At 61.1% G+C, this 21,767-nt stretch carries 25 protein-coding genes and 1 tRNA gene; 11 read left to right on the plus strand and 15 right to left on the minus strand.

The window, feature by feature from the left end; all coding sequences use genetic code 11:
- Window positions 1-77: 77 nt before the first annotated feature.
- A complete protein-coding gene (dapD, locus tag ELH03_RS00320; RefSeq protein ID WP_128400817.1) occupies window positions 78-938 on the minus strand; it encodes a 2,3,4,5-tetrahydropyridine-2,6-dicarboxylate N-succinyltransferase in 861 nt (286 codons plus the stop codon).
- Between the two features lie 192 nt (window positions 939-1,130).
- Between dapD and ELH03_RS00325 the strand changes: the two genes are divergently transcribed.
- A complete protein-coding gene (locus tag ELH03_RS00325) occupies window positions 1,131-1,997 on the plus strand; it encodes an LOG family protein (RefSeq protein WP_027681965.1) in 867 nt (288 codons plus the stop codon).
- A gap of 75 nt (window positions 1,998-2,072) precedes the next feature.
- Here ELH03_RS00325 and ELH03_RS00330 read toward each other — a convergent pair whose 3' ends face one another.
- Complete coding sequence (locus ELH03_RS00330; RefSeq protein ID WP_128400932.1) at window positions 2,073-2,699, minus strand: EF-hand domain-containing protein; 627 nt, start codon at window positions 2,697-2,699, stop codon at window positions 2,073-2,075.
- Window positions 2,700-2,803: 104 nt separating this feature from the next.
- Window positions 2,804-3,511 (minus strand): pyrimidine 5'-nucleotidase, encoded by a 708-nt coding sequence (locus ELH03_RS00335; protein WP_128400818.1) that lies wholly within the window; start codon window positions 3,509-3,511, stop codon window positions 2,804-2,806.
- A 102-nt stretch (window positions 3,512-3,613) separates the two neighbouring features.
- On the opposite strand from ELH03_RS00335, the gene ELH03_RS00340 reads away from it, so the two are divergent.
- Window positions 3,614-4,690 (plus strand): bifunctional transcriptional activator/DNA repair enzyme AdaA, encoded by a 1,077-nt coding sequence (locus ELH03_RS00340; RefSeq protein WP_130765851.1) that lies wholly within the window; start codon window positions 3,614-3,616, stop codon window positions 4,688-4,690.
- Window positions 4,687-5,457, plus strand: coding sequence for an isocitrate lyase/PEP mutase family protein (locus ELH03_RS00345; protein ID WP_128400820.1), 771 nt, complete (start codon window positions 4,687-4,689; stop codon window positions 5,455-5,457). The genes ELH03_RS00340 and ELH03_RS00345 overlap by 4 nt, the downstream gene beginning before the upstream one ends.
- Window positions 5,458-5,524: 67 nt before the next feature.
- Here the strand turns inward: ELH03_RS00345 and ELH03_RS00350 are convergent, their stop codons facing one another.
- Together ELH03_RS00350 and argB are read right to left on the minus strand one after the other, a co-directional pair.
- Entirely contained in the window at window positions 5,525-6,673 is a 1,149-nt protein-coding gene (locus ELH03_RS00350) for an alpha-hydroxy acid oxidase (RefSeq protein WP_105004765.1), read from the minus strand.
- A 69-nt stretch (window positions 6,674-6,742) separates the two neighbouring features.
- Complete coding sequence (argB, locus tag ELH03_RS00355; protein ID WP_018068726.1) at window positions 6,743-7,630, minus strand: acetylglutamate kinase; 888 nt, start codon at window positions 7,628-7,630, stop codon at window positions 6,743-6,745.
- Between the two features lie 143 nt (window positions 7,631-7,773).
- Between argB and ELH03_RS00360 the strand changes: the two genes are divergently transcribed.
- The 3 genes from ELH03_RS00360 (at window position 7,774) to ELH03_RS00370 (ending at window position 9,737) form a co-directional block, all read left to right on the plus strand.
- Window positions 7,774-8,313, plus strand: a complete 540-nt coding sequence (locus tag ELH03_RS00360) for a sigma-70 family RNA polymerase sigma factor (protein ID WP_018244545.1) — start codon at window positions 7,774-7,776, stop codon at window positions 8,311-8,313.
- Window positions 8,310-9,029 carry an anti-sigma factor gene (locus ELH03_RS00365; RefSeq protein WP_128400821.1) on the plus strand — a complete coding sequence of 240 codons (720 nt, stop codon included), beginning with the start codon at window positions 8,310-8,312 and terminating at the stop codon, window positions 9,027-9,029. The genes ELH03_RS00360 and ELH03_RS00365 overlap by 4 nt, the downstream gene beginning before the upstream one ends.
- A 153-nt stretch (window positions 9,030-9,182) precedes the next feature.
- Window positions 9,183-9,737 carry a fasciclin domain-containing protein gene (locus ELH03_RS00370; RefSeq protein WP_128400822.1) on the plus strand — a complete coding sequence of 185 codons (555 nt, stop codon included), beginning with the start codon at window positions 9,183-9,185 and terminating at the stop codon, window positions 9,735-9,737.
- Window positions 9,738-9,880: 143 nt separating this feature from the next.
- On the opposite strand, the gene ELH03_RS00375 is transcribed toward ELH03_RS00370, so the two are convergent.
- The 8 genes from ELH03_RS00375 to rpmH all read right to left on the minus strand — a co-directional run bounded on the left by ELH03_RS00375 (window position 9,881) and on the right by rpmH (window position 15,468).
- The gene (locus tag ELH03_RS00375) at window positions 9,881-10,957 is read right to left on the minus strand and encodes a sensor histidine kinase (RefSeq protein WP_128400823.1); all 1,077 of its coding nucleotides are present in this window, start codon (window positions 10,955-10,957) and stop codon (window positions 9,881-9,883) included.
- 121 nt (window positions 10,958-11,078) lie between these two features.
- Window positions 11,079-11,354, minus strand: a complete 276-nt coding sequence (locus tag ELH03_RS00380) for a hypothetical protein (RefSeq protein ID WP_024323874.1) — start codon at window positions 11,352-11,354, stop codon at window positions 11,079-11,081.
- Window positions 11,355-11,475: 121 nt separating this feature from the next.
- Window positions 11,476-11,700, minus strand: coding sequence for a hypothetical protein (locus tag ELH03_RS00385; RefSeq protein ID WP_128400824.1), 225 nt, complete (start codon window positions 11,698-11,700; stop codon window positions 11,476-11,478).
- A 133-nt stretch (window positions 11,701-11,833) separates the two neighbouring features.
- Window positions 11,834-12,043 carry a cold-shock protein gene (locus ELH03_RS00390; protein WP_018244551.1) on the minus strand — a complete coding sequence of 70 codons (210 nt, stop codon included), beginning with the start codon at window positions 12,041-12,043 and terminating at the stop codon, window positions 11,834-11,836.
- Window positions 12,044-12,310: 267 nt separating this feature from the next.
- Complete coding sequence (yihA, locus tag ELH03_RS00395) at window positions 12,311-12,964, minus strand: ribosome biogenesis GTP-binding protein YihA/YsxC (protein WP_011650240.1); 654 nt, start codon at window positions 12,962-12,964, stop codon at window positions 12,311-12,313.
- Window positions 12,965-13,117: 153 nt separating this feature from the next.
- Window positions 13,118-14,911: a membrane protein insertase YidC gene (yidC, locus tag ELH03_RS00400; protein WP_128400825.1), complete on the minus strand. Its 1,794-nt coding sequence runs from the start codon at window positions 14,909-14,911 to the stop codon at window positions 13,118-13,120.
- Entirely contained in the window at window positions 14,911-15,312 is a 402-nt protein-coding gene (rnpA, locus tag ELH03_RS00405) for a ribonuclease P protein component (protein ID WP_128400826.1), read from the minus strand. Before rnpA ends, yidC begins: the two co-directional genes overlap by 1 nt.
- Before the next feature lie 21 nt (window positions 15,313-15,333).
- Complete coding sequence (rpmH, locus tag ELH03_RS00410) at window positions 15,334-15,468, minus strand: 50S ribosomal protein L34 (protein WP_003545006.1); 135 nt, start codon at window positions 15,466-15,468, stop codon at window positions 15,334-15,336.
- A 419-nt stretch (window positions 15,469-15,887) separates the two neighbouring features.
- On the opposite strand from rpmH, the gene ELH03_RS00415 reads away from it, so the two are divergent.
- From ELH03_RS00415 to ELH03_RS00425, 3 genes are all read left to right on the plus strand, one after another.
- Complete coding sequence (locus ELH03_RS00415; RefSeq protein WP_128400827.1) at window positions 15,888-17,885, plus strand: methyl-accepting chemotaxis protein; 1,998 nt, start codon at window positions 15,888-15,890, stop codon at window positions 17,883-17,885.
- Between the two features lie 220 nt (window positions 17,886-18,105).
- The gene (locus ELH03_RS00420) at window positions 18,106-19,626 is read left to right on the plus strand and encodes an ATP-binding protein (protein ID WP_128400828.1); all 1,521 of its coding nucleotides are present in this window, start codon (window positions 18,106-18,108) and stop codon (window positions 19,624-19,626) included.
- A gap of 122 nt (window positions 19,627-19,748) precedes the next feature.
- Window positions 19,749-19,825: transfer RNA gene (locus ELH03_RS00425), tRNA-Arg, on the plus strand.
- A gap of 86 nt (window positions 19,826-19,911) precedes the next feature.
- Here ELH03_RS00425 and ELH03_RS00430 read toward each other — a convergent pair.
- Complete coding sequence (locus tag ELH03_RS00430; protein WP_003588894.1) at window positions 19,912-20,157, minus strand: DUF982 domain-containing protein; 246 nt, start codon at window positions 20,155-20,157, stop codon at window positions 19,912-19,914.
- A 171-nt stretch (window positions 20,158-20,328) separates the two neighbouring features.
- On the minus strand, window positions 20,329-20,850 hold the full coding sequence (locus ELH03_RS00435; protein WP_128400829.1) for a hypothetical protein: 522 nt from the start codon (window positions 20,848-20,850) through the stop codon (window positions 20,329-20,331).
- Window positions 20,851-21,038: 188 nt separating this feature from the next.
- On the opposite strand from ELH03_RS00435, the gene ELH03_RS00440 reads away from it, so the two are divergent.
- Both ELH03_RS00440 and ELH03_RS00445 read left to right on the plus strand, forming a co-directional pair.
- The gene (locus ELH03_RS00440; protein WP_018447731.1) at window positions 21,039-21,221 is read left to right on the plus strand and encodes a hypothetical protein; all 183 of its coding nucleotides are present in this window, start codon (window positions 21,039-21,041) and stop codon (window positions 21,219-21,221) included.
- Window positions 21,222-21,362: 141 nt separating this feature from the next.
- A complete protein-coding gene (locus ELH03_RS00445) occupies window positions 21,363-21,659 on the plus strand; it encodes a hypothetical protein (RefSeq protein WP_128400830.1) in 297 nt (98 codons plus the stop codon).
- Window positions 21,660-21,767: the final 108 nt, after the last annotated feature.

The following is a 21,767-nucleotide window of genomic DNA, read 5'->3' on the forward strand; positions in this document are numbered from 1 at the left end:
TGGCAAAGACATGGCAAGGCGGGGCCGCCTCGCGTAAAAAGACGCCGTCTATTTACCGGATCAACGTCCCGGTGTCATCAATCTCTGAGCAGCTCGTTGATGCCGGTCTTCGAGCGAGTCTTCTCATCGACACGCTTGACGATGACGGCGCAGTAGAGATGCGGCGCCGGCTGGCCGTTGCCCATCGTCGCATTGCCCGACGGCATCGAGCCGGCGACGACGACGGAATAGGGCGGCACTTCGCCGTAGGTCACCTCGCCGGTGGCGCGGTCGACGATCTTGGTCGACTTGCCGATATAGACGCCCATGCCGAGCACCGAGCCTTCGCGGATGATGCAGCCTTCGACCACCTCGGAACGGGCGCCGATGAAGCAATTGTCCTCGATGATCGTCGGGCCAGCCTGCATCGGTTCCAAGACGCCGCCGATGCCGACGCCGCCGGAGAGATGCACATGCTTGCCGATCTGCGCGCAGGAGCCGACCGTTGCCCAGGTATCGACCATCGTGCCTTCGCCGACATAGGCGCCGAGATTGACGAAAGAGGGCATCAGGATCGCGTTCGGGGCGATATAGGCCGAGCGGCGCACGACGCAGTTCGGCACGGCGCGGAAGCCGGCAGCGCGGAAGTGGTTCTCGCCCCAGTTTTCGAATTTCGAAGGAACCTTGTCCCACCAGCTCGAGTTGCCCGAGCCGCCCTTCACCACATCCATGTCGTTGAGCCGGAAGGACAGCAGCACGGCCTTCTTCAGCCATTGATTGACCGTCCAGGCACCGTCGGCGGAGCGTTCGGCGACGCGGGCCTGGCCGGCATCGAGCAGATCGAGTGCTGATTCGACCGCATCGCGAACCTCGCCCTTCGTCGACGTGTTCACATTGTCGCGATTGTCGAAGGCGGCTTCGATGATCTTTTCGAGGGATGCGAGGTCGGTGGCGCTCATGAGAATTCCTTAAACTTCGATCTTTATCGTGGAGACGGGGTGTCTCCGGAAGTGCGGTTGGCGGGGTTTACCCTGCTCTACAGCATGAAGCCGTAGAACGGAATGATTTTTCCGACAAGATCATACCTGGATTCAAGGCGTTGTAGCGACATATCCGGCTTCGTAGCCGGCAATACCGAAAGGCATTTCGACATGGCGAAGGGACGAAACGGCGGTTCGCGGCGCAAGGATGGCGTATGGGACCCGCTGAAGAGCAGCTCGACCGATAGGCAGCGCGCCGAAGCCGTGCCGAAGACGCCGCAGACGATGTCGCCTGCCTACCGCCTTGCCTATGTCGACGAGGATTTCCTCTGCCGCGAGGAGCTGCGGCCGATCCGCCTGCAGCTGGAACTGATGAAGCCGGAGATGATGCTGACCGAACGCGGCATCAAGTCGACCGTCGTCATGTTCGGCGGCGCCCGCATTCCCGCCCCCGGTCAGAGCGCCTGGGCGGCCCGTAACGATATCCAGCGCGTCAACCTGGAGGCCGCTTCCGTCTATTATGACGAGGCGCGCAAATTCGCCCGGCTCTGCTCGAAATATTCGGCCACCTTCAATTTCCACGAATATGTCATCGTCACCGGCGGCGGCCCCGGCGTGATGGAGGCCGGCAATCGCGGCGCGGCCGACGAGGGTGCCCCTTCGATCGGCCTCAACATCGTGCTGCCGCACGAGCAGGCGCCGAACGCCTATGTCACGCCGGAACTCAGCTTCAACTTCCACTATTTCGCCATCCGCAAGATGCACTTCATGGTGCGCGCCAAGGCGATCGCGGTCTTTCCCGGCGGCTTCGGAACGCTCGACGAATTCTTCGAATGCCTGACGCTGATCCAGACCGGCCGCATGGAGCGCCTGCCGCTGATCCTCTTCGGGGAGGCGTTCTGGCGGAGCATCATCAATTTCGACGCATTGGCGGAATTCGGGACGATTGCGCCCGACGACGTCAAGCTGATCAGCTTCGTCGACACCGCTGAAGCCGCTTGGAAGATCGTCCAGGATTTCTACGAACACCGCGAATAGGCGCTTCGGAGGGACGAGCTGCAGAGCCTCTCCCCGCTGAGGCGGGGAAAGGCAAGGGGAAGTCGCCATCCTGTTCTAGAGCAACGGCCGGTCCGGCATGTCGTCGATCGAGATGACGCCATCCTTGTTGCGGTCCATCCGGGTGAACAGCTTGTCGAAGGCGGTTTCAGCTTCCTGTTTGGAAATCTGACCGTTCTGGTCGGTGTCGATCCGTTGCATCATCATCGAGGCGCGCATGAAATTGCCGCCATGGCGCATCCAGCGATGCCCGTCACGACCATCGTGACCTTCGCGAGGCGGCCGTCCCTGGTCGTTATTGTCTGGCGTCGCGGCTGCGGCATTCGCATCCTTATTTTCGCCGGCCTCCTGCTTGCGCTGATCTCTCATCGCCTGCATCTGCGTTTTCCGATACTCACGGATTTCGCCCGGGGTCAGCGAACCGTCCTTGTTGGTATCGATCGCGGCGAAGATCTTGTCGAGGCCGGCGGTCGCCTCGTCCTTGGAGACCTGTCCATCCTTGTTCGTATCGAATTGCTTCAGCATGCGGACATAGGTGATTTCGCGGAAGGCTGCAGGCCCCGGACCGTGCCTGCCGGGGTGCTGACGCGGCCCGTCACCGGGTGCGGCAAAAACTGCCCCGGCGGCTGCGCCGAAGATGAGGGTGGAGGAAAGCGCTGCCAGTATCAGCTTGTTGCGGTACATCATGTTTGCCTTTCGTAAGGTGTCCCCTCACGAAAGAAGATATGGCCGCAGGCCCGGAAGACCCAGTTAAACATCGGTAAGCTGAGTGAAAACTTCGTAATGCTTCAGCCGGTAATCTTGCGGAGAAAAGCGGCGAGATCGTCGGTGACGAAATCGATGTGATCCTCCTCGCCGCTGGTCTTTTCCCACCATTCGACCACCGTCTCTTCCAGATTGCGCGGCACGAGCAGCACGGTCTGCATGCCGAGCGCTTTGGGCACCGTCAGGTTGCGCGGCAGATCCTCGAACATGGCGGCCTTGGTGGTTTCGACCCGCTTCAGCGCCGCGAACTTGTCGTAGGTCGCCTGCGCCGGCTTCGGCACGTAATCGGCGGCGACGATATCGAAGATGTCGTCGAAATGCTCGAGAATGCCGAGCGCCTCCGCCGTCATTTCGGCATGCTTGACGCTGCCATTGGTGAAGATGAACTTGCGCCCCGGCAGCGCCTTGATTGCCTCGCCGAGTTCCGGCTGCGGCGTCAGCGCCGTGTAGTCGATCGCATGTGCCTTTTCGAGGAAGTCGTTCGGGTCGATGCCGTGATGGATCATCAGGCCCTGCAGCGTCGTGCCATGCTCGAGGTAGTATTGCTTCTGCAGCTTGCGCGCCTCTTCCCGCTCCATCTGCAGGAGTGCCGCGACATAGGCGGTCATGTTCTTGTCGATCTGCGCGAAGAGATTGACATGATGCGGATAGAGCGTGTTGTCGAGGTCGAAGACCCAGTCTGTGACGTGCTCGAAATCGGTTTTATCAGGCGTGCGGTCGATCTTGGTCATGGCGGTCTTATGGCACGGCTTATCCGCCAAGGAAATCGACAAGAAAGAATAGACGCCCGATTTTCGGCGGACGGCGCGGGGGCGGGATGCTAGAAAGCGGTCATGCTTTTCGAACGCCCCGACGATGATACGCTCTATGATGCCCTGATCGCGCGCAGCGCCGATTATGAGGGGCAGGCCTATGTCTGCGTCAAGACGACAGGCATCTTCTGTCGTCTGACCTGCCCGGCACGCAAGCCGAAGCGGGAAAATACGCTCTTTTTCGATACGATCGCCGCCTGCATGCATTCCGGCTTCCGCCCGTGCCAGCGCTGCAGGCCGCTGGAGCAGCCGGGCAGGGAGCCAATCGTCGACGAGCTGCTTGCCGCTCTCGACCGCGAGCCGCAGCTGCGCTGGACCGAAGATGAGCTCGTGCGCCGCGGCCACGATCCCTCAACCGTGCGTCGCGCCTTCAAGCGGGCGCTCGGCATGACCTTCCACGATATCGTCCGCTATCGCCGGTTGGGCGAGGCGGCCCGGCAACTGGCTGATGGCGCGCGCGTCATCGATGCGCAGCTTGAGGCGGGATATGAATCTCCAAGTGGTTTCCGGACGGCTTTTCAGCGGCTCGTCGGCAAGGCGCCGGCGCTCTCGCAGAACCGTGAACTTCTCTTTACCGACTGGTTCGAGACACCGCTCGGGCCGATGGTGGCCGTTGCTGACCGGACGCATCTGCATCTTCTCGAATTCCACGACCGTAAGGCACTGCCGACCGAGCTCGAGGCGCTACAGAAGCGCGTCCGCTCCTCGGTTGCGATCGGCCGCACGCCGGCGATCGACCAGATCGAGGCGGAGATCCGGGATTATTTCGAAGGGCGGCTGACAGTCTTCAAGACGCCGTTGGCGCTCGGCGGCGCACCCTTCGAAAAACATGTCTGGGCAAAGCTCATGGATATCCCTGCCGGCCAGACGCGCGCCTATGGCGATCTTGCAAGGGAGATGGAAAGGCCGGAGGTCGTGCGTGCCGTCGGCCGCGCCAACGGCGCCAATCAGCTTGCCATCGTCGTGCCCTGCCATCGCATCCTCGGCGCTGACGGTTCGCTGACGGGATATGGCGGTGGGCTCTGGCGCAAGCAATGGCTGCTGCGGCATGAAGAGAAGATCAGCGCACAAGCACCCAACATGGAGGAGACGGCATGAACCAGACTGAAAAGGCCAAGGCATTCGGAGCATTGCACCGTAAGGGCGACCCGGTTGTTCTTTACAATATCTGGGATGCCGGCACGGCCAAGGCCGTCGCCGATGGCGGCGCTAAGGCGCTTGCGACGGGAAGCTGGTCGGTGGCCGCTGCTCATGGTTATGCCGACGGCGAGAAGCTGCCGATGTCGGTGCTGGTCGAAACGGCGAAGTCCATCACTGCTGCGGTCGATCTGCCGCTTTCGGTCGATTTCGAAGGCGCCTATTCGGCCGAACCTACGGGAGCGGCCGCCAACGTTGCCAAACTGGTGGAGGTTGGCGCTATCGGCATCAATTTCGAGGATCAGGTGCTCGGCGGCGATGGCCTCTATCCGGTGGAGAGGCAGACGGCCCGCATCCGCGCCATTCGCGAGATGGCGGAGGGCAAGAATATCCCCTTCTTCATCAACGCCCGCACCGATCTCTTCCTGGCCGAGAGCGATCTTTCCAAACATGCCGGTCTGGTGGACGAGGCGATCGAGCGAGGCAAGGCCTATGCGGCCGCAGGCGGCAGCGGCTTCTTCGTTCCTGGCTTGATCGATCCCGCCTTGATCGAGAGGATCTGCGCCGCATCGCCGTTGCCGGTCAACATCATGATGCGGACAGGTGCCCCTGATGTGAAGACGCTGGCCAAGCTCGGCGTCGGCCGCGTCAGTTATGGTCCGGGGCCTTACCGGTCGATGATGGAAAAGTTGAAACAGGAGGCGGCGGCGATTTATAGCCTGCTCTGACGTCGAATGCCCGAGGGCCGCAGGTCTGGTGCGAAAGGCTGCAGCCCGCAATGAAATCCCGTTCCGCTCAGGAACGGAAGCGCAGATTTCGCCGGCTGAGCTGGCTGACCGAGGTGCAGCCCATCAGCTTCATGCCGCGCTCGATCTCGGTGCGCATCGTCTCCAGCGCCCGTTCGACGCCGGGCTGTCCGGCAGCGGCAAGCGGGAAGAGATAATAGCGCCCGAGCCCGACGGCCTTCGCCCCCAGCGACAGCGCTTTAAGAACATGCGTTCCCCGCTGCACGCCGCCATCCATCATCACGTCGATCCGGTCGCCCACGGCGTCGACGATCTCGGCCAGTTGGTCGAATGCGCTGCGCGAGCCGTCGAGCTGACGTCCGCCATGATTGGAAAGCACGATGCCGCTGCAGCCGATCTCGGCCGCGCGCTTGGCGTCTTCGACCGACATGATGCCCTTCAGGCAGAATGGCCCGCCCCATTCGCGCACCATCTCTGCCACGTCGTCCCACGACATCGAGGGGTCCAGCATCTCGGTGAAGTATCGGCTGATCGACAGCGCGCCGCCATCCATCTTGACGTGGTTTTCGAGCTGCGGCAGCCGGAAACGCTCGTGCGTCAGCCAGTCGATCGCCCAGGAAGGCTTGATCGCGAACTGGGTCATGCCGGCAAGATTGAGCTTGAAGGGAATGGCAAAGCCGGTGCGCTTGTCGCGCTCGCGGTTGCCGCCGGTGATGCTGTCGACCGTCAGCATCATTGCCTGCACGCCGGCATTTTTCGCCCGCGCCATCATCTCGCGGTTGAGGCCGCGGTCCTTGTGGAAATAGAACTGATAGACTTGCGGCCCGTTGCTGATCTTTCTGGCTTCCTCCAGGCTGATCGTGCCGAGCGAGGAGACGCCGAACATCGTGCCGTGTTTTGCCGCCGCCGCCGCGACCGCCCGCTCCCCCTGGTGGTGAAAAAGGCGCTGCAACGCCGTCGGTGAGCAATAGACCGGCATTGCGAGCTTCTGCCCCATGACGGTCACCGACATGTCGACCTCGGCCACACCGCGCAAAACGTCGGGCACCAGATCGCAAGCCTCGAACGCCGCCGTATTGCGCCGGTACGTCACCTCGTCATCGGCACCGCCGTCGATATAGTCGAATATCGGCCCGGGAAGACGCCGTTTGGCCATGCGCCGGAAATCGTGAAAATTATAGCAGTCTGTCAGGCGCATTGCTTTCCTCGATACCCTGTTCCCGTGTCAGGAAGATCCGCCCTTGGCAAGTGAAGGGCGCAGCCTGGTTCAGGGAACGATCAGCGTTCCGACGCCGTGCTCGGTGAAGATCTCGAGCAGCACGGAATGGGCGGTCTTGCCGTTCAGGATGACGACGCCCTGCACGCCGGCCTTGATCGCATCTATGCAGGTCTCGACCTTCGGGATCATGCCGCCCGAAATCGTACCGTCGGCAATCAGCGCATGCGCTTCGGCGACGGAAAGCTCCTTGAGGAGCTGGCCGTTCTTGTCGAGCACGCCCGGCACATCGGTGAGGAACAGCAGACGGGTGGCGTTCAGCGCCCCGGCAATGGCGCCGGCGAAGGTATCGGCATTGATATTGTAGGTGGCGCCGTCACGGCCAGGCGCCACGGGGGCGATGACCGGGATCATCTCGGAGCGGGCGAGCAGATCGAGCAGCGTGCGGTCGACCTCGACCACTTCGCCGACGAAGCCGAGATCGAGCACGCGCTCGATGTTCGAATCCGGATCCTTGACGGTCTTGCGCGCCTTTTCGGCGAAGACCATGTTGCCGTCCTTGCCGCAAAGGCCGATCGCCCATTCGCCGGTCTGGTTGATGAGGGCGACGATTTCCTTGTTGATCGAGCCGGCGAGCACCATCTCGACGATCTCGACCGTCTTCTGGTCAGTGACGCGAAGCCCGCCCTCGAATTTCGATTCGATGCCCATCTTGCTCAGCATGGCACCGATCTGCGGGCCGCCGCCATGAACGACGATCGGGTTGACGCCCGATTGCTTCAAAAGGGCGATGTCGCTGGCAAAGGCCTTGCCGAGCTCGGGATTGCCCATGGCGTGGCCGCCATATTTCACGACAATCGTCTTGTTCTCGTAACGCTGCATGAAGGGCAGTGCCTTGGCCAGAAGCCGTGCCTGCATTTCGCTTTCGGTTTCGTTCATGGGAACCCCGCAGAATTGTTCGCGGCCTTTTATCGCAAGTTTCTGACTGAGGGAATAATCCAGAGGGCAATAGTTTTTCGTATCTGGCGCGGAGCCGGACGCCGTTACGGTCTGGCGCACGCAAGCTTGAGATGAGGAACGGCATGCAAGGCGATGACATCGCAGACCTGATCGGCCGCGTTGCACTCGGCGACCGCAGGGCTTTCGTGGCCCTCTACAATCAGACCGGACCGAAACTTTTCTCGATCTGCCTGCGTATCTTGAAGGATCGCACGGAAGCCGACGAGGCCCTGCAGGAAGTCTATATCAGCATCTGGCAGCGCGCTCGCAGCTTCTCCGTCGCCTCGGGTTCGTCATCGGCATGGCTCGCCGCGATTGCCCGCAACCGGTCGATCGATGCGCTGCGGGCGCGCAAGCCCGTCGCCGACGAATTGGACACGGTCTATGATCTTGCCGATGCCGGGCCCGACCCGGAAATGCAGACGGTGACGAAGGATGAAGGAAGGCGGATTGACACCTGCATGGAAGAGTTGGAAGCTGATCGTGCGGTCGCGGTGAAACGGGCTTATGTCGAAGGGCTGAGCTATCAGGAACTGGCCGATCAGTTTGGTGTCCCGCTGAACACGATGCGGACCTGGCTCAGGCGCAGCCTCTTGAAACTGAGAGAGTGCATGGAACGATGACATCGCCCGACAAAAGCAAGGGAGACCGCTCCCGCGACGAGGTTCTCGCCGGCGAATATGTGCTTGGCGTCCTGTCGCTGCAGGATCGCCGGGTGGTGGAAGAGCGCATGCGCCACGATCGGCCCTTCGCTGCGATCGTCAGCCGTTGGGAAACCAACCTCTCCTCCTTCAACGACGAGTATGAAGCCGCCGCTCCGAACCGGGAAACCTTCAAGCAGATCGAGGCGCGGCTTTTCGGCGATGGCCAAAAGCCCGCATCCTTTTCGCAAGGGCTCTGGAATTCCGCCGTTTTCTGGCGCTCGCTGAGCTTTGCCTGCATCGTCGTCGCCGTCAGCGCCGTCATCTTCGCCTCCGGCGTGGTGCCGGAGCCGCAGGGACCGGCACCGCTGGTAGCCTCGCTTTCGGGCCAGAACAGCACCATCAATCTTCTCGCCTCCTATGAGATGCAGAGCGGCCGCCTGAAGATCGTGCCGGTCGCCGCCGGAAAGCCGGAGGAGAAGTCGCTGGAACTCTGGCTGGTACCGGGCAGCGGCATGACGAGATCGCTCGGTGTGTTCCAGCCGGGCGAAAGCGGCGAACTTGTAATTCCCGCCGATCTGCGCAGCCAGGTCGCCGATGGCGCAACGCTTGCCGTGAGCCTTGAACCCTTCGGCGGCTCGCCGACCGGACAGGCGACCGGTCCGGTGATCGCAAGCGGCCCCCTGCACCGACCCTAATCGCACCGGCCATGATCGTGCCGACATCATCGTGCCAGTCGTCAATCAAATTTCTCCTGTCTGAAACTCTTCGGCGTAGCCCTCCGTAGTTCGAATTGTCCGGACGACGCTCAGGCATAAAGCCCGCGGATGGTGTCCGGTGAGGAGAAAATCATGATCAAGTCCGTATTTCGCGGCTTCGCGCTCGCCACTGCCATGTCCGCCGTCGCCTTTGCCGCCGCCAAGAACCCGGTGGTCGGCGGCGCTGCGATGTTCGATAGCAAGAACATCATCGAGAACGCCGTGAATTCCAAGGATCACACGACGCTGGTCGCCGCCGTCAAGGCCGCCGGCCTGGTCGGCACGCTCGAAGGCAAGGGCCCCTTCACCGTCTTTGCGCCGACCAACGAAGCTTTTGCCGCGCTGCCGAAGGGCACCGTCGATACGCTGCTGAAGCCGGAAAACAAGGCGACGCTGACCAAGGTTCTGACCTGCCACGTCGTTGCCGCCGATGCGATGGCCAAGACCGTTGCCAAGATGATCAAGGATGACGGCGGCGAGCACGACATCAAGACCGTCGGCGGCTGCGTGCTGAAAGCCAAGGAGAGCATGGGCAAGATTACGCTGACCGATGAAAACGGCGGCGTCTCCCATGTGACGATTGCCGACGTCAAGCAGTCGAACGGCGTCATCCACGTCGTCGACAAGGTGCTGCTGCCGAAGATGTAAGCCCGCTCGTATCGACAGACGCATTGGGGCGCTCTTGGGGGCGCCCCAAACACACATTGATGTGGTGGCTAGCGCACAAAGGATTACGCGCAGATTCAAAGTGATAGAGCGTCCTTAGCGCGTCTGAAAAGACGCGCGGCGCTCTATCGGGCCGCTTCAACTCTGGGGAAGACGAGGGAGACACTCATGCCGGTGTCAGGGGACGAGCTCACTTCAACCTCGGCGCGGGCATTCTGTCTCAGCGACTGTACGATCATCGCGCTCAGCTTTCCCGGCTGCGGCCAGGTCACATCCTGGGGAAGACCGACGCCGTTATCAGCAACGGTGATCCTGCAGCCGGTATCGCTGACGACACAGCGGAGCGTGATTTCGCCGCCATCACGCCCCACGAAGGCATGCTTCAGCGTATTGGTGAGGAGTTCGTTGATGACGAGACCGGCCGGCATGGCGACATCGACCGAAACCGGCCAGGTATCGACCTTCATGTCCAGCCGGATCCCTTCCACCGCGTGGGCCGCCATCACCGAGGCGGCAATCTGGCTGACATAGGTGCCAAGATCGACTGTGGCGCCTTTCTCTTCGTCTGACAGCGAGCGATAGAGCAGGGCCAGGGCTTCAATCCGCCCGGCAAGCCGTGCAAACCTTTCGCTTTCCTCATTCTGTTGAGCATTGCGCGCCTCCATGCGGATGAGCGCCGTGATCATCTGAAGATTATTCTTCACGCGATGCTGAAGTTCCCGCAGAAGGACATCTTTCTCCGTCAGCAGTTCGCTGAAGCTCTCGGCGGCCGTCGCCTCATTGCGGGCAGCAAAGGCCACCAATCGGAAAAGCGGCGTGTCATCATCGTCGACGATCGTATTCGACCAGACATCGATAATGACGGTGCTCTCGGGTTCGGCCACCAGCGAGAAGGCACCAATATACTCTTCCGCAGAGGTCACAGCGGCCGTGAGCGGCACCTCTCCGGAGACAGCGGTGGACTTCAATTCAATTTCCGGCCAGGGTTTTCCCTGGACCTCGGTTGCCTCAAGCGCCGTCAGACGTTCGAATTCGAGGTTGACGTAAATCAGCGGCTCGTCGCCACCGAGTTCGGAGACAGCCACCGCGAATGGCACATGATCGAGAAAGTGTCGAAACCGGTCGTCATCAAGGGCTTCGGCAAGATGGGGCAAGTTGCCGACGCCTTCCGGCGAAATCGGCTGGTCTTTGCTATCGGTCATCAAATATTACTCTTGGACGCGGCTGCTCCCGCACGGCAGGAGAACTAGGGTTGCTTTAAAAACTGCGGGGACGCAAGCGTTGATCGGCGGCACGTCCATTGATTGCCGGCCACAGGGTGATTTAAGCCCGGTCATAGGTAAATGACGTCAGCAGGGTCGTGACGAAATTGCTCGCCCTTTCCTTGACCAGGACTTCCGTCCATTCATCTGTCCCGCGCAGCCGCAAATCCGTGTAAATGCTGTCGACGGCCGCTTCTTCGATGCGCTTGATATGGGTCCTGAACGACGCTTCGCCGCCGCCGTGATACATGTCTCTGATCACCATGCGCAGGATCTCCTGAATGGCGATCTGCCAGGCCGTATTGATCGATTGAAGTTCGTTCGCAGTCTCTGCCATTGACGCTTCCTTGGTGCGAGTGAATGCCAGCACGGCTTCGGCCACGCTGCAGCGCGCGATCTGCAAGCCCGTCATTTCAGACGCGGTTTAAATCTCGAGCCTTGTCGATCGGCTTGTGATCTCAGCGGGCCCTGGCGCGTTTGGCAATGAGGGCAGAGGTTGCCGACACCCGGTCACTCTGTTCCCTCGCAAGCCGGGCTTCCCGAAGCCGCAACGTCTTTGCCTGTTGCGATTGGGCGTCGGATTCGAGCTCTTCGGCCGCCTGGTTCTTCGCGAAGAATTGGGTCTGGACGTTGCCGAAGGCAATCTCCGCCCGCTGGCGAGATTTGCTGTGTGTCTCAGTCATGTTGGCTCCGATACTGGAGGGCTCGACGCGCGAGCGAAAACAAAAAAAGCCAGGCAAATCGCCTGGCCTTGGATTGATAACGTGCTTCCGGCAGTGCCAGTACATCCGTGGTCAAAGGGAAGCAGATACCGATTTAAGCGTTCTGGAGATTGCAAGCGGACATCTTGCCCGACTTGTTGTCACGCTCGAGGTCGAAGCCGATCTTCTGGCCTTCGACGAGGTCGCGCATTCCGGCGCGCTCGACGGCGGAGATGTGAACGAAGGCGTCGTCGCCGCCATTATCAGGCTGAATGAAGCCGAAGCCTTTGGTGGAATTGAACCATTTAACTGTGCCAGTGGCCATGATGATGAACCCTTTCGTAGCAATATTGAAGAACCGCAACGCCAAGGCGATGCGGATGGTGATAGCGATTTTTGAAAGGAAGTTCGTTCAGGGCGCGGTGCCAATCGCGCGATAACCAAGCCAGCAAGCAAAATTCGATGCCCGCTATCTAGCTCATCAATCTTGCGCCGTCAACCGTTAGTTTTCCATTGACGCAATGTTCAACTGTGGGATGTCGCGGAGACCTTTACACCAAACAGGGCTCCGCGTCCGGCGCGCGTACGCCTTCTACTTCCAGCGGGCGATGCCGACGGTCTCGGCGATCGCCTGGCGCAGTTCGTCCAGCCCATCGCCCTTTTCGGACGAGGTGGACAGCACGCCGGGATAGGCAGCAGGGCGCTTACGGATCTTTTCCGCCGTTTCGGCAAGCAGCTTCGGCACACCAGCCGCCTTGATCTTGTCGGTCTTGGTCAGCACGATCTGGTAGGAGACGGCGGCCTTGTCGAGCAGATCAAGCACGTCATCGTCGTTCTTCTTGATGCCGTGGCGGCTGTCGATCAGCACATAGACGCGCTTCAGCGTCGCGCGGCCGCGCAGGTAATCGAAGACGAGCTTGGTCCACTTGTCGACCTGCTCCTTCGGCGCCTGCGCATAACCATAGCCCGGCATGTCGACGATCGCCGTCGGCGGCAGGTCGCCGCCTTCGCCGGAATAACCGTCCGGCACGAAATAATTGAGTTCCTGCGTGCGTCCCGGCGTGTTCGAGGTGCGCGCCAGGCCCTTCTGGCCGACCAGCGCATTGATCAGCGAGGATTTACCGACATTCGAGCGACCGGCGAAGGCCACTTCCAACGGCCCTTCCGGCGGCAGGAAGTTCAGGGACGGTACGCCGCGGATGAAGATCCATGGGTGGCCGAAGAGCGGCTTTTCGGTTTCGGGCATGCGGGCTCTGCAATCTTTGGGTTGGGTCTTTTACCGGGCTTCGTGGTTTTGCGGGCGGATGTCAAGCTTCGAGGCCGTTTGCAGCCTATTGCTTTGCCTCCTTCTTCCGCTGCCGGAAAAGAAAAGCCCCGCCGGAGCGGGGCTTGGCAAGCGTCATTTCGACGGCGCCGTTTTTCGTCGGAACAGACCCTTCAGATTGTCGAAGAGCTCGACCTTGACGCCGTGGCGCTTCATGATCACCGACTGCTGCGCCACCGAGAGCGTGTTGTTCCAGGCCCAGTAGATGACGAGGCCGGCCGGAAAGCTTGCCAGCATGAACATGAACACCAGCGGCATCCAGGTGAAGATCATCGCCTGCGTCGGATCGGGCGGCGTCGGGTTCATGCGCATCTGCAAAAACATCGTGATGCCCATGATCAGCGGCCAGACGCCGAGATGCAGAATGGTCGGCGCCTCGAAGGGCAGCAGGCCGAACAGATTGACGATCGTCGTCGGATCGGGCGCCGAAAGGTCCTTGATCCAGCCGAAGAACGGCGCGTGCCGCATTTCGATGGTGATGTAGATCACCTTGTAGAGCGAGAAGAAGATCGGGATCTGCAACGCCACCGGCCAGCAGCCGGCGATCGGATTGATCTTCTCTTCCTTGTAGAGCTGCATCGTCGCCTGCTGCAGCCCCATGCGATCATCGGCGAATTTCGCCTTCAGCTCCTCCATCTTCGGCTGCATGCGCTTCATGTTCGCCATCGAAGCGTACTGCTTGCTGGCGAGCGGGAAGAACAGAGCCTTGACGACGATGGTCGTGCACAGGATCGCCACGCCGAAATTGCCGAAGTAGCGGAAGAAGAAGTCCATCAACTTGAACATCGGCTTGGTGATGAAATAGAACCAGCCCCAGTCGATCAGCCGGTCGAACTTCGGGATCGAGTAGCTGGCCTCATAACCGTCGATGACGGGCACTTCCTTGGCACCGGCGAAGACGAGGTTCTTCAGCTCGATCGATTGACCCGGCGCGACGGTGAAGGCATCGTCCTTGTAATCGGCCTGATAGCGCGGCTGGCCATCGGCAAAGTGCGAGAAGCGCGCCTCATAGGCAGCACTCTGCGGCGGAACGATCGTCGCGGCCCAGTATTTGTCGGTAATGCCAAGCCAGCCGCCGGTGGATTTCGCCGGCATCACGGCTTCCTTTTCGGCGGCGCTATATTTGGTTTCGATCAGGCCGTCTTCGCCGATGACGCCGATGAAGCCTTCATGCAGCACGTAGACGGAGGGCGTCGTCGGCTTGTTGTAGCGCGTCACGCGGCCGTAGGAAGAGAGCGCGGCTGGCGCCTGGCCGGTATTGGTGATCTTGTCGGCGACGGTGAACATGTAGCGTTCGTCGACCGAAATCGTGCGGGTGAAGGTCAGGCCCTTGTCATTGGTATAGGAAAGCGTCACCGGCGTCTTTTCGGTGAGCTTGGCGCCCTCAGGTGCCGTCCAGAGCGTCGAGGCGCCGGGAACGTTGCCCGTCGTGTCGCTGCCGATATAGCCAAGCTCGGTGAAATAGCCGTCCTTGGTCTCGGCCGGGCTGAACAGCGTGATGATCGGGCTCGAGTCATCGACGGTCTCGTGATAGCCCTTGAGCTTCAGATCGTCGAGGCGGGCGCCGGCCAGGTTGATCGAGCCGGAAAGCGCCGGGGTGTCGATGACGACGCGCGGGGTCTTTGCCAGCGCCTGCTCGAGCGTCGCCGTCGCGGCTGCCTGGCCGGAAGGTGCCGTACCGCTCGGCTGGGCCGGCGTTTCGCCGCCTGCTGCCGGCTGCTGCACCTGCTCGGTCTGCTGCTGCGCCTTCTGGGCTTCCTGCGCCTTGCGCTGGGCCTCGATGCGCGGATTCATATAGAGAAACTGCCAGCCGAGGACGATCAGCACCGAGAGAGCGATCGCAATGAAGTAATTGCGGTTGTTTTCCATCATACGTTCCTGGGGCGTCCGTCTCCGGAGCGCCGATGTTTCGGCCTGGTTTCCACGCGGGATTTTAGTTCCGCGGCCAATTCCTGGAAGGACGCGTCAAGCACGTCCCTGCGCGCGACAACCACATAGTCGTGTCCGGGCTGCATTGCAAACCCCGCATGAAGCCGCACCGCCTCTTTCAGGCGGCGGCGCATGCGGTTCCGTTCGACCGCGTTGCCATGTTTCTTCGTGACTGTAAAACCGACGCGTGCCTGGCTGTCGGGTTCCTTCCGGTCGAGGACTTCGAGAAGGAAGATGCCGCCTCGGCGTTTTTCGCCCTCGCGCACAGCAAGAAACTGCGGGCGGCTCTTCAGCCGCCCGACAGTGTGTTTCTTTTCACTGGTCGTCAATTCGCCCGCCATCTCTTACCGGGCAACCCGGCCTTACGCCGACAGACGATTGCGGCCCTGCGCGCGGCGGGCTGCGATGACCTTGCGGCCACCCTTCGTGGACATGCGCGCACGGAAACCGTGGCGACGCTTGCGAACAAGCTTGGATGGTTGGTAGGTACGCTTCATTTATTTTAAACACCGCGGAGTGCGGCCCTTCTTGAATTTGCATAATGCAAGGAGCGTTGTTTTTCGAACGGGCGGGCCATGAAAGGCTTGAGTGACCGAACGTGCGCGGGCTTATAAGGATGAAGCCCGTAAAAGTCAATTATGCCGGATGATTTCACTCTGCACTGCCGGCCCCGAAAGTAATTTCGCACTCTGGTGTTAAGAAATGAGGCTTGCCCCGAGTGGTTGTAGTTTTGCGCCGCGGCAGAGCGATCGCCCCGGTTTTCAGGCGTTTCCGCCTTCCCGCCGCATTCGGCATCGATCATTTCCGAAGCCATAATCGTAAATATTAGAAATCTAACTTTAATAAATTTCGCCGATATTCAAAGCATCGACTGGGAATTTGCTTTCCAGGCAGTGGCGTAGCTAGGAGCATTGCATTGAAGATCCGGGGCAAAATTAATCTGCTGGTTTGCGTGATGGGCGCGGTCGCACTTCTGATCGGCGCAACGGCATTGTCCGCTATGCACGAATACAGTCGCAATCTGACGGCTTACGAGCATGCCGCCGCCCGCGCCTATGCCGGCGAGCGGCTCAACCGCTTCGTCACGGCGGTGGTCATGGAATCGCGCGGCATCTATGCCGCCAAGACGATCAAGGATACGCCGAGCTTCGCCAAGGGCCTGATGGCCGACCTCGACGAGATCGACAAGGTCGTCTCGGGCTGGGCGCCGCTCGTTCCCGAGAGCCAGAAGGCCGATTTTGCCAAGCTTGTCGCCCGCGCCGCGGAATTCCGCACCTTCCGCACGGAGACCGCCCGCCTCGGCACGGAAGTCGGCCCCGAAGCCGCCGGCCAACAGGGCAACAATGACGCCAACCGCGCCAACCGCAAGGCATTCCAGGCGGAAATCGATGCCGTTGTCGCCACCGACAAGGCAGCACTGGAAACCGTCAATGCCGAGATCGAGAGCTTCCGCACCCAGGTGCTGATGCTTGTGCTCAGCATCACCGCCATCGGCATCGCGGTCGGCATCGGCATGGGCTTCTATATCGGCACCAGCCATCTCAGCCGCCCGATCAAGCGTGTCACCCATGCGATCAAGGAAGTCGCCGACGGCAATTTCGACGCCGAGGTCCCCTTTGCCGGCCGTCCGGACGAAATCGGCGAGATGGCCGCAGCGGTTGCGGTCTTCAAGGCGAACGGCCTCGCCATCAAGCGCTTGAACGCCCAGGAGGCGGCGATGCGCGCCAAGAGCGACGACCTGCAGTCGAGCATGTCCGTCGTCGTGGCCGCGGCTGCGGCCGGCGATTTCAGCCATCGCATCAGCAAGGACTACGAGGACGATAACCTCAACCAGTTTGCCGGCAACATCAACACGCTGCTGTCGAGCGTCGATGCCGGCATCGGCGAGACCCGCCGCGTCGTCGCAAGCCTTGCCGAAGGCGACCTCACCCAGACGATGAGCGGCAACTTCCAGGGCGCCTTCGCCGAGCTGCAGCAGAACGTCAACAATACCTTCGTCACCCTACAGGCGACGATGCGCGAAGTGCGCGAGACGACGGAAGCGATGAACGGCAACACCGCCGAGCTGCGCAATGCCAGCGATGACCTGTCGAAGCGCACCGAGCAGCAGGCAGCCGCCCTCGAAGAGACCTCGGCGGCACTCGACGAGATCACCGCCGTCGTCCAGAATTCGACCGAGCGGGCGCATGAAGCCACCATCATGGTGTCCGAAGCCAAGGAGAATGCCGGCCGCTCCGGCGTCGTCGTGCGCAATGCCGTCGAGGCCATGGGCCGCATCGAGCAGGCCTCGCGCGAAATCAGCCAGATCATCAACGTCATCGATGAGATCGCCTTCCAGACCAACTTGCTGGCGCTGAATGCCGGCGTCGAGGCGGCACGCGCCGGCGATGCCGGAAAGGGCTTCGCGGTGGTGGCGCAGGAAGTGCGGGAATTGGCCCAGCGTTCGGCAACGGCTGCCAAGGACATCAAGGCGCTGATCACCAAGTCGGGCAACGAGGTGCAGGTTGGCGTCAAGCTGGTCCAGGCGACCGGCGAAGCACTGGCCGAAATCGGCACCCGCGTTATCGCCATCAACGACCATATCCATTCGATCGCGACGGCTGCGACCGAACAGTCGACCGGCCTCAAGGAGGTCAATACCGCCGTCAACCAGATGGACCAGGTGACACAGCAGAATGCTGCGATGGTGGAAGAGACCTCCGCCGCCACGCACAGGCTTTCGGCCGAAGCCGGTGGGCTGGTGCGCCTCATCGCCCGCTTCAAACTGTCGGATGATGCGCCGGCACCTGTGGCTCTTGTCCGCAACGAGCCGCAAAGACCGGTTGCCTCGCCCGCCCGCCGGGCGATCGCCAAGGTCGCCCGCGCCTTCGGCGGTAATGCGGCCGCAGCCGAACAGAGCTGGGAAGAGTTCTGATCCTCTGAGCAATTCCAGGAAAGGTGTGAAGCGGTTTTCCGTCCGGAATTGCGTAAAATAAAAGACTCGAGTCAAAGCGCCATTTCAACGCCGCCTCCGGGCGGCGTTTTCTTGTGGCGACATGACGCTGCTCGCAAAGATTTGAAAGCGGAGCGTATTGGTCTAATATAGAGCTCAGCGGTAGGGGCGGCTGACGTGCTGCCGATCGGGCGAGACCAGAATGCCGATTCAAGATCAGGGCGATAATCCCTCGGCGGAAAACCCGGCGGCCGGCGAGGCTGCAAGGGCGCCGTGCCCGCCTGCCGGCCTGTTCGGCGGCCTTTCCGGCAAGCTGCTCTGGCTGACCGTCGTCTTTATCATGCTCGCCGAAATCCTGATCTTCTTTCCCTCGGTCGCCAGCATGCGCGTGCGCTGGCTGCAGGACAGGCTGAATACGGCCGCTGCCGCCGCCATCGTCATCGATGGGCTGCAGCCGGTCGAGCTGCCGCGCGCACTGCAGAAAGAGACGTTGGAGGCGACCGGCACCAAGGCGATCGTGCTGCGCAAGGACGGCACCTCGCGGCTGCTGGCGACGACCGATATGCCGACCTCCGTCGACGAATCCTACGATCTCACCGACGTGCCGCCGGTAACGGCAATCCGCGATGCGCTCGACACGCTGGTTTTCGGCGGCGGCAGGATGATCCGCGTTTATGGTCCCGTCGGTGACACCAATACCGGCGTCGAGGTGGTGATGAAGGACAGGCCGCTGCGCAGGGCGATGTTCGTCTATTCCCGCAATGTCCTGTTGCTGTCGGTGCTGATCTCGCTGTTCACGGCGACGCTGATCTTCTTTGCGATCAACCGCATCCTCATCGGCCCGATTCGCCGGCTGACCGGCAGCATGCAGCAATTCTCCTCCGATCCCGACAACCCGGCCCATATCTATATCGGTGATGGCGGCCGCGACGAACTGGCGGTCGCCGGCCGAAACCTCACCTCGATGCAGATGGAGCTGCAGAAGACGCTGAAGCAGCAGAAGAACCTTGCCGCTCTCGGCCTCGCCGTTTCCAAGATCAATCACGACATGCGCAATATCCTGGCGTCTGCGCAGCTGATGTCGGACCGGCTGGTCGATGTCGATGATCCGATGGTCAAGAGCTTCGCGCCGAAGCTCTTGCGCACCATCGACCGCGCCGTCGGTTACACCACCGAGGTGCTGTCCTACGGCAAGGCGAGCGAATCCGCGCCACGCCGCCGCCACATCCGCCTTTTGGAACTGACCCAGGACGTCAAGGATATGCTGGCGATCGATCCGCTGAGCGGCATCGAATTCGCAGAGCAGATCGGCGCCGAGCTTGAGGTCGATGCCGATGGCGAACAGCTTTTCCGCGTCATCCACAATCTCTGCCGCAACGCGCTGCAGGCGCTGACGTCGCCGGGCGAGGGCGGCCCGGGTTCCGTCAGGCGCATCACCGTCTCCGCCCAGCGCGTCGGCAGCGTCGTCAGCATCACGGTGGATGATACCGGCCCCGGCATGCCGCTGAAGGCGCGCCAGAACCTCTTTGCCGCCTTCCGCGGCTCCGCCCGTTCCGGCGGCACCGGCCTCGGCCTCACCATCGCCCGCGAGCTGGTGCTCGCCCATGGCGGCACCATAGCGCTGGTGGAAAAACCGACGGTCGGCACGCAGTTCCGCATCGAGATCCCCGATCGCCCGGTTTCGCTGGAGGATTACCGCAGCCGGACGCACATCGAGAAGTGACGTGATTTCCGAAGGCGCGGCTGCTGGCAGACAAACACGCGATTTTTTCAGAAATGCTCTTGCATTGTCCCGAAGGACGTTTTAGAGGATCGCCACGCAAGCGGCACCGCCGCATTTTGCACGCACCCGTAGCTCAGCTGGATAGAGCACCAGACTACGAATCTGGGGGTCAGGAGTTCGAATCTCTTCGGGTGCGCCATTCTTCCCAATCACTTAGCCCGCTGCCGCAGGCTCCCAGCATGACCGGGCGCGCGTTGGTGGCATCTGTGCCAGAGCCCCCTGGCCTCATTCCTTGATCGGTATTCCGGCTTCGATCGCAGCTTCGATGAACGCCTGTCGCGCCTCTTCCCGGTTCCGTTTTCCCGACATCACATCCGCGCAAACCGCACAGGCCCTATCCAAGGCGGGGCCTTCTTCGGTCGGCCAGTCCTCAACCAACGCCCATGTTGCCGCCTGGGTCGTCTGTATCACCACCCACTGGTCCGGGCCTTCAAGGGCAAGCGTCACCGGCTTCTTCCAAATGGTTTGCATGATCTCGGGATCTCCGCTGCGTGCTCTCTGTAGGCTGCTCACATAGCGCGGTTCATCCAGCGTGGCGAGGTGAGGGGATGAACGAGATGCTTTTCTTAAGCAGCGAACTGCTGGGACGTGCTTTTCGAAAAGGGATTCGTGACGCCGTTTTACGCGCTTATGCGACGCCTCTTAGAACTCCTGCACGAATTCACACGCCAGTAAGGTTTTGCCTGGCAGGGCGTTGCCTTGGCGGGCAACGATGGAGACCTTTCCGGGGCCGGCCATTCCGGGTTCCGGCTGCAGATCTGCCGGCAGCTCGCGCGAATAGCCCTTGGTGGATGTGCCGAGGAGCTCCGAGGTCTCCCGCTTCAAACCGTACTTTGCGGCCAGATCGTCAGCGCGCTCGCCTTCGACCAAAATTCCAACCGCGTTGCTTGCAAAGAAAACCTCGGTCGACTTAAAGCCGTCGCGGTCTATCTGGTTCGGGAGTTTGTAGATCGCCGCACCCAAAGACGACGTGTCCGGTTTGGCCAAAGCTTCCACGACATCATAGATCTTCATTGCCGATGTCATCGAATAGGGTGGCTTGCAAAGGGCTGCGTCAAAGAACTTGTCATTGGCCGAATCGGCCAGAACCTGTCGGGCCTGGAATGCCGCAAAAACGACGCATGCGGAGAAGGCAGCGAGGCGAATAAATTTGGCGTTGTGCATGAAACATTCCCGAGAAAGTGGCTGTAGCGGATTTGTGTGTTACGAGTTCGAATGCCTAGGGGATTCGAAGTAACTATACCACCCCAAGTTTAATCTCTCAGCTCCACTCTTCTCTTCCGTCTGGTCGTGCTCATGGGTAGGATGTGGAGACGGGAGATCGCAGCGCCGATCCAGAGGCAGGAGAGCCAATGATCGCAGCCTATATCGATGAAATCATCATGTTTTGCGCCGGCCTGTGGATGGCGTCCGTCGGCTTTGGTTATCTGCCGTTTCCCGGCAATCCGGCCAACCGGCCGCCGGTGGTTCGCCACTTCAAGTGGATGGGTCCCTTGCTGCTCGCGATCGCCATCGTTCTGGCCGCCGCCTCCTAGAGCATGATGCCGAAAGGTGTGAGCGGTTTTCGGACGACATCATGCTCTAACTATATAATTTAGAACAGGATTCAGATTTTAGGCCGGCCCGGCCTAAAATCATCCTGTTCTAGAGCCGCGTGCTCATGCTGGAGTGAAACAATGACCAATATGTTGGCCTGTCCCTCGTGCGGATTGGACAAAACAGAATCGATCGTCCACCGCGGTTCGTACATTCTTCGCTGCGCCGCCTGCGGCGAAGCGATTGTCGCCACATCATTCATGGCGATGCTCGACTCGGATCACCAGTGTTCGGCCTTTATCGATCCGGGTCCCGGAAAACACCCTCCGCCAGCGACGCTCGTTGCGCGGGGACCGCTCCGGCAGATCACATCGGCAATCAGCGCTGCGGCGAGTGACGGAACTCTGATACGTCTGATCTCTGAAGCGAAGGATTGAGGCCCCGCGCCGTTCACCCTTTTATTTTGCCGTCGGCGACCGACCCAGCGGCTGAGATGAAGGGCAGCTCACCAAGGCGCGGCCGATGATGCCGCTCGGAACGCGAAC

Source organism: Rhizobium beringeri (assembly GCF_004306515.1).
GTDB lineage: Bacteria > Pseudomonadota > Alphaproteobacteria > Rhizobiales > Rhizobiaceae > Rhizobium > Rhizobium beringeri.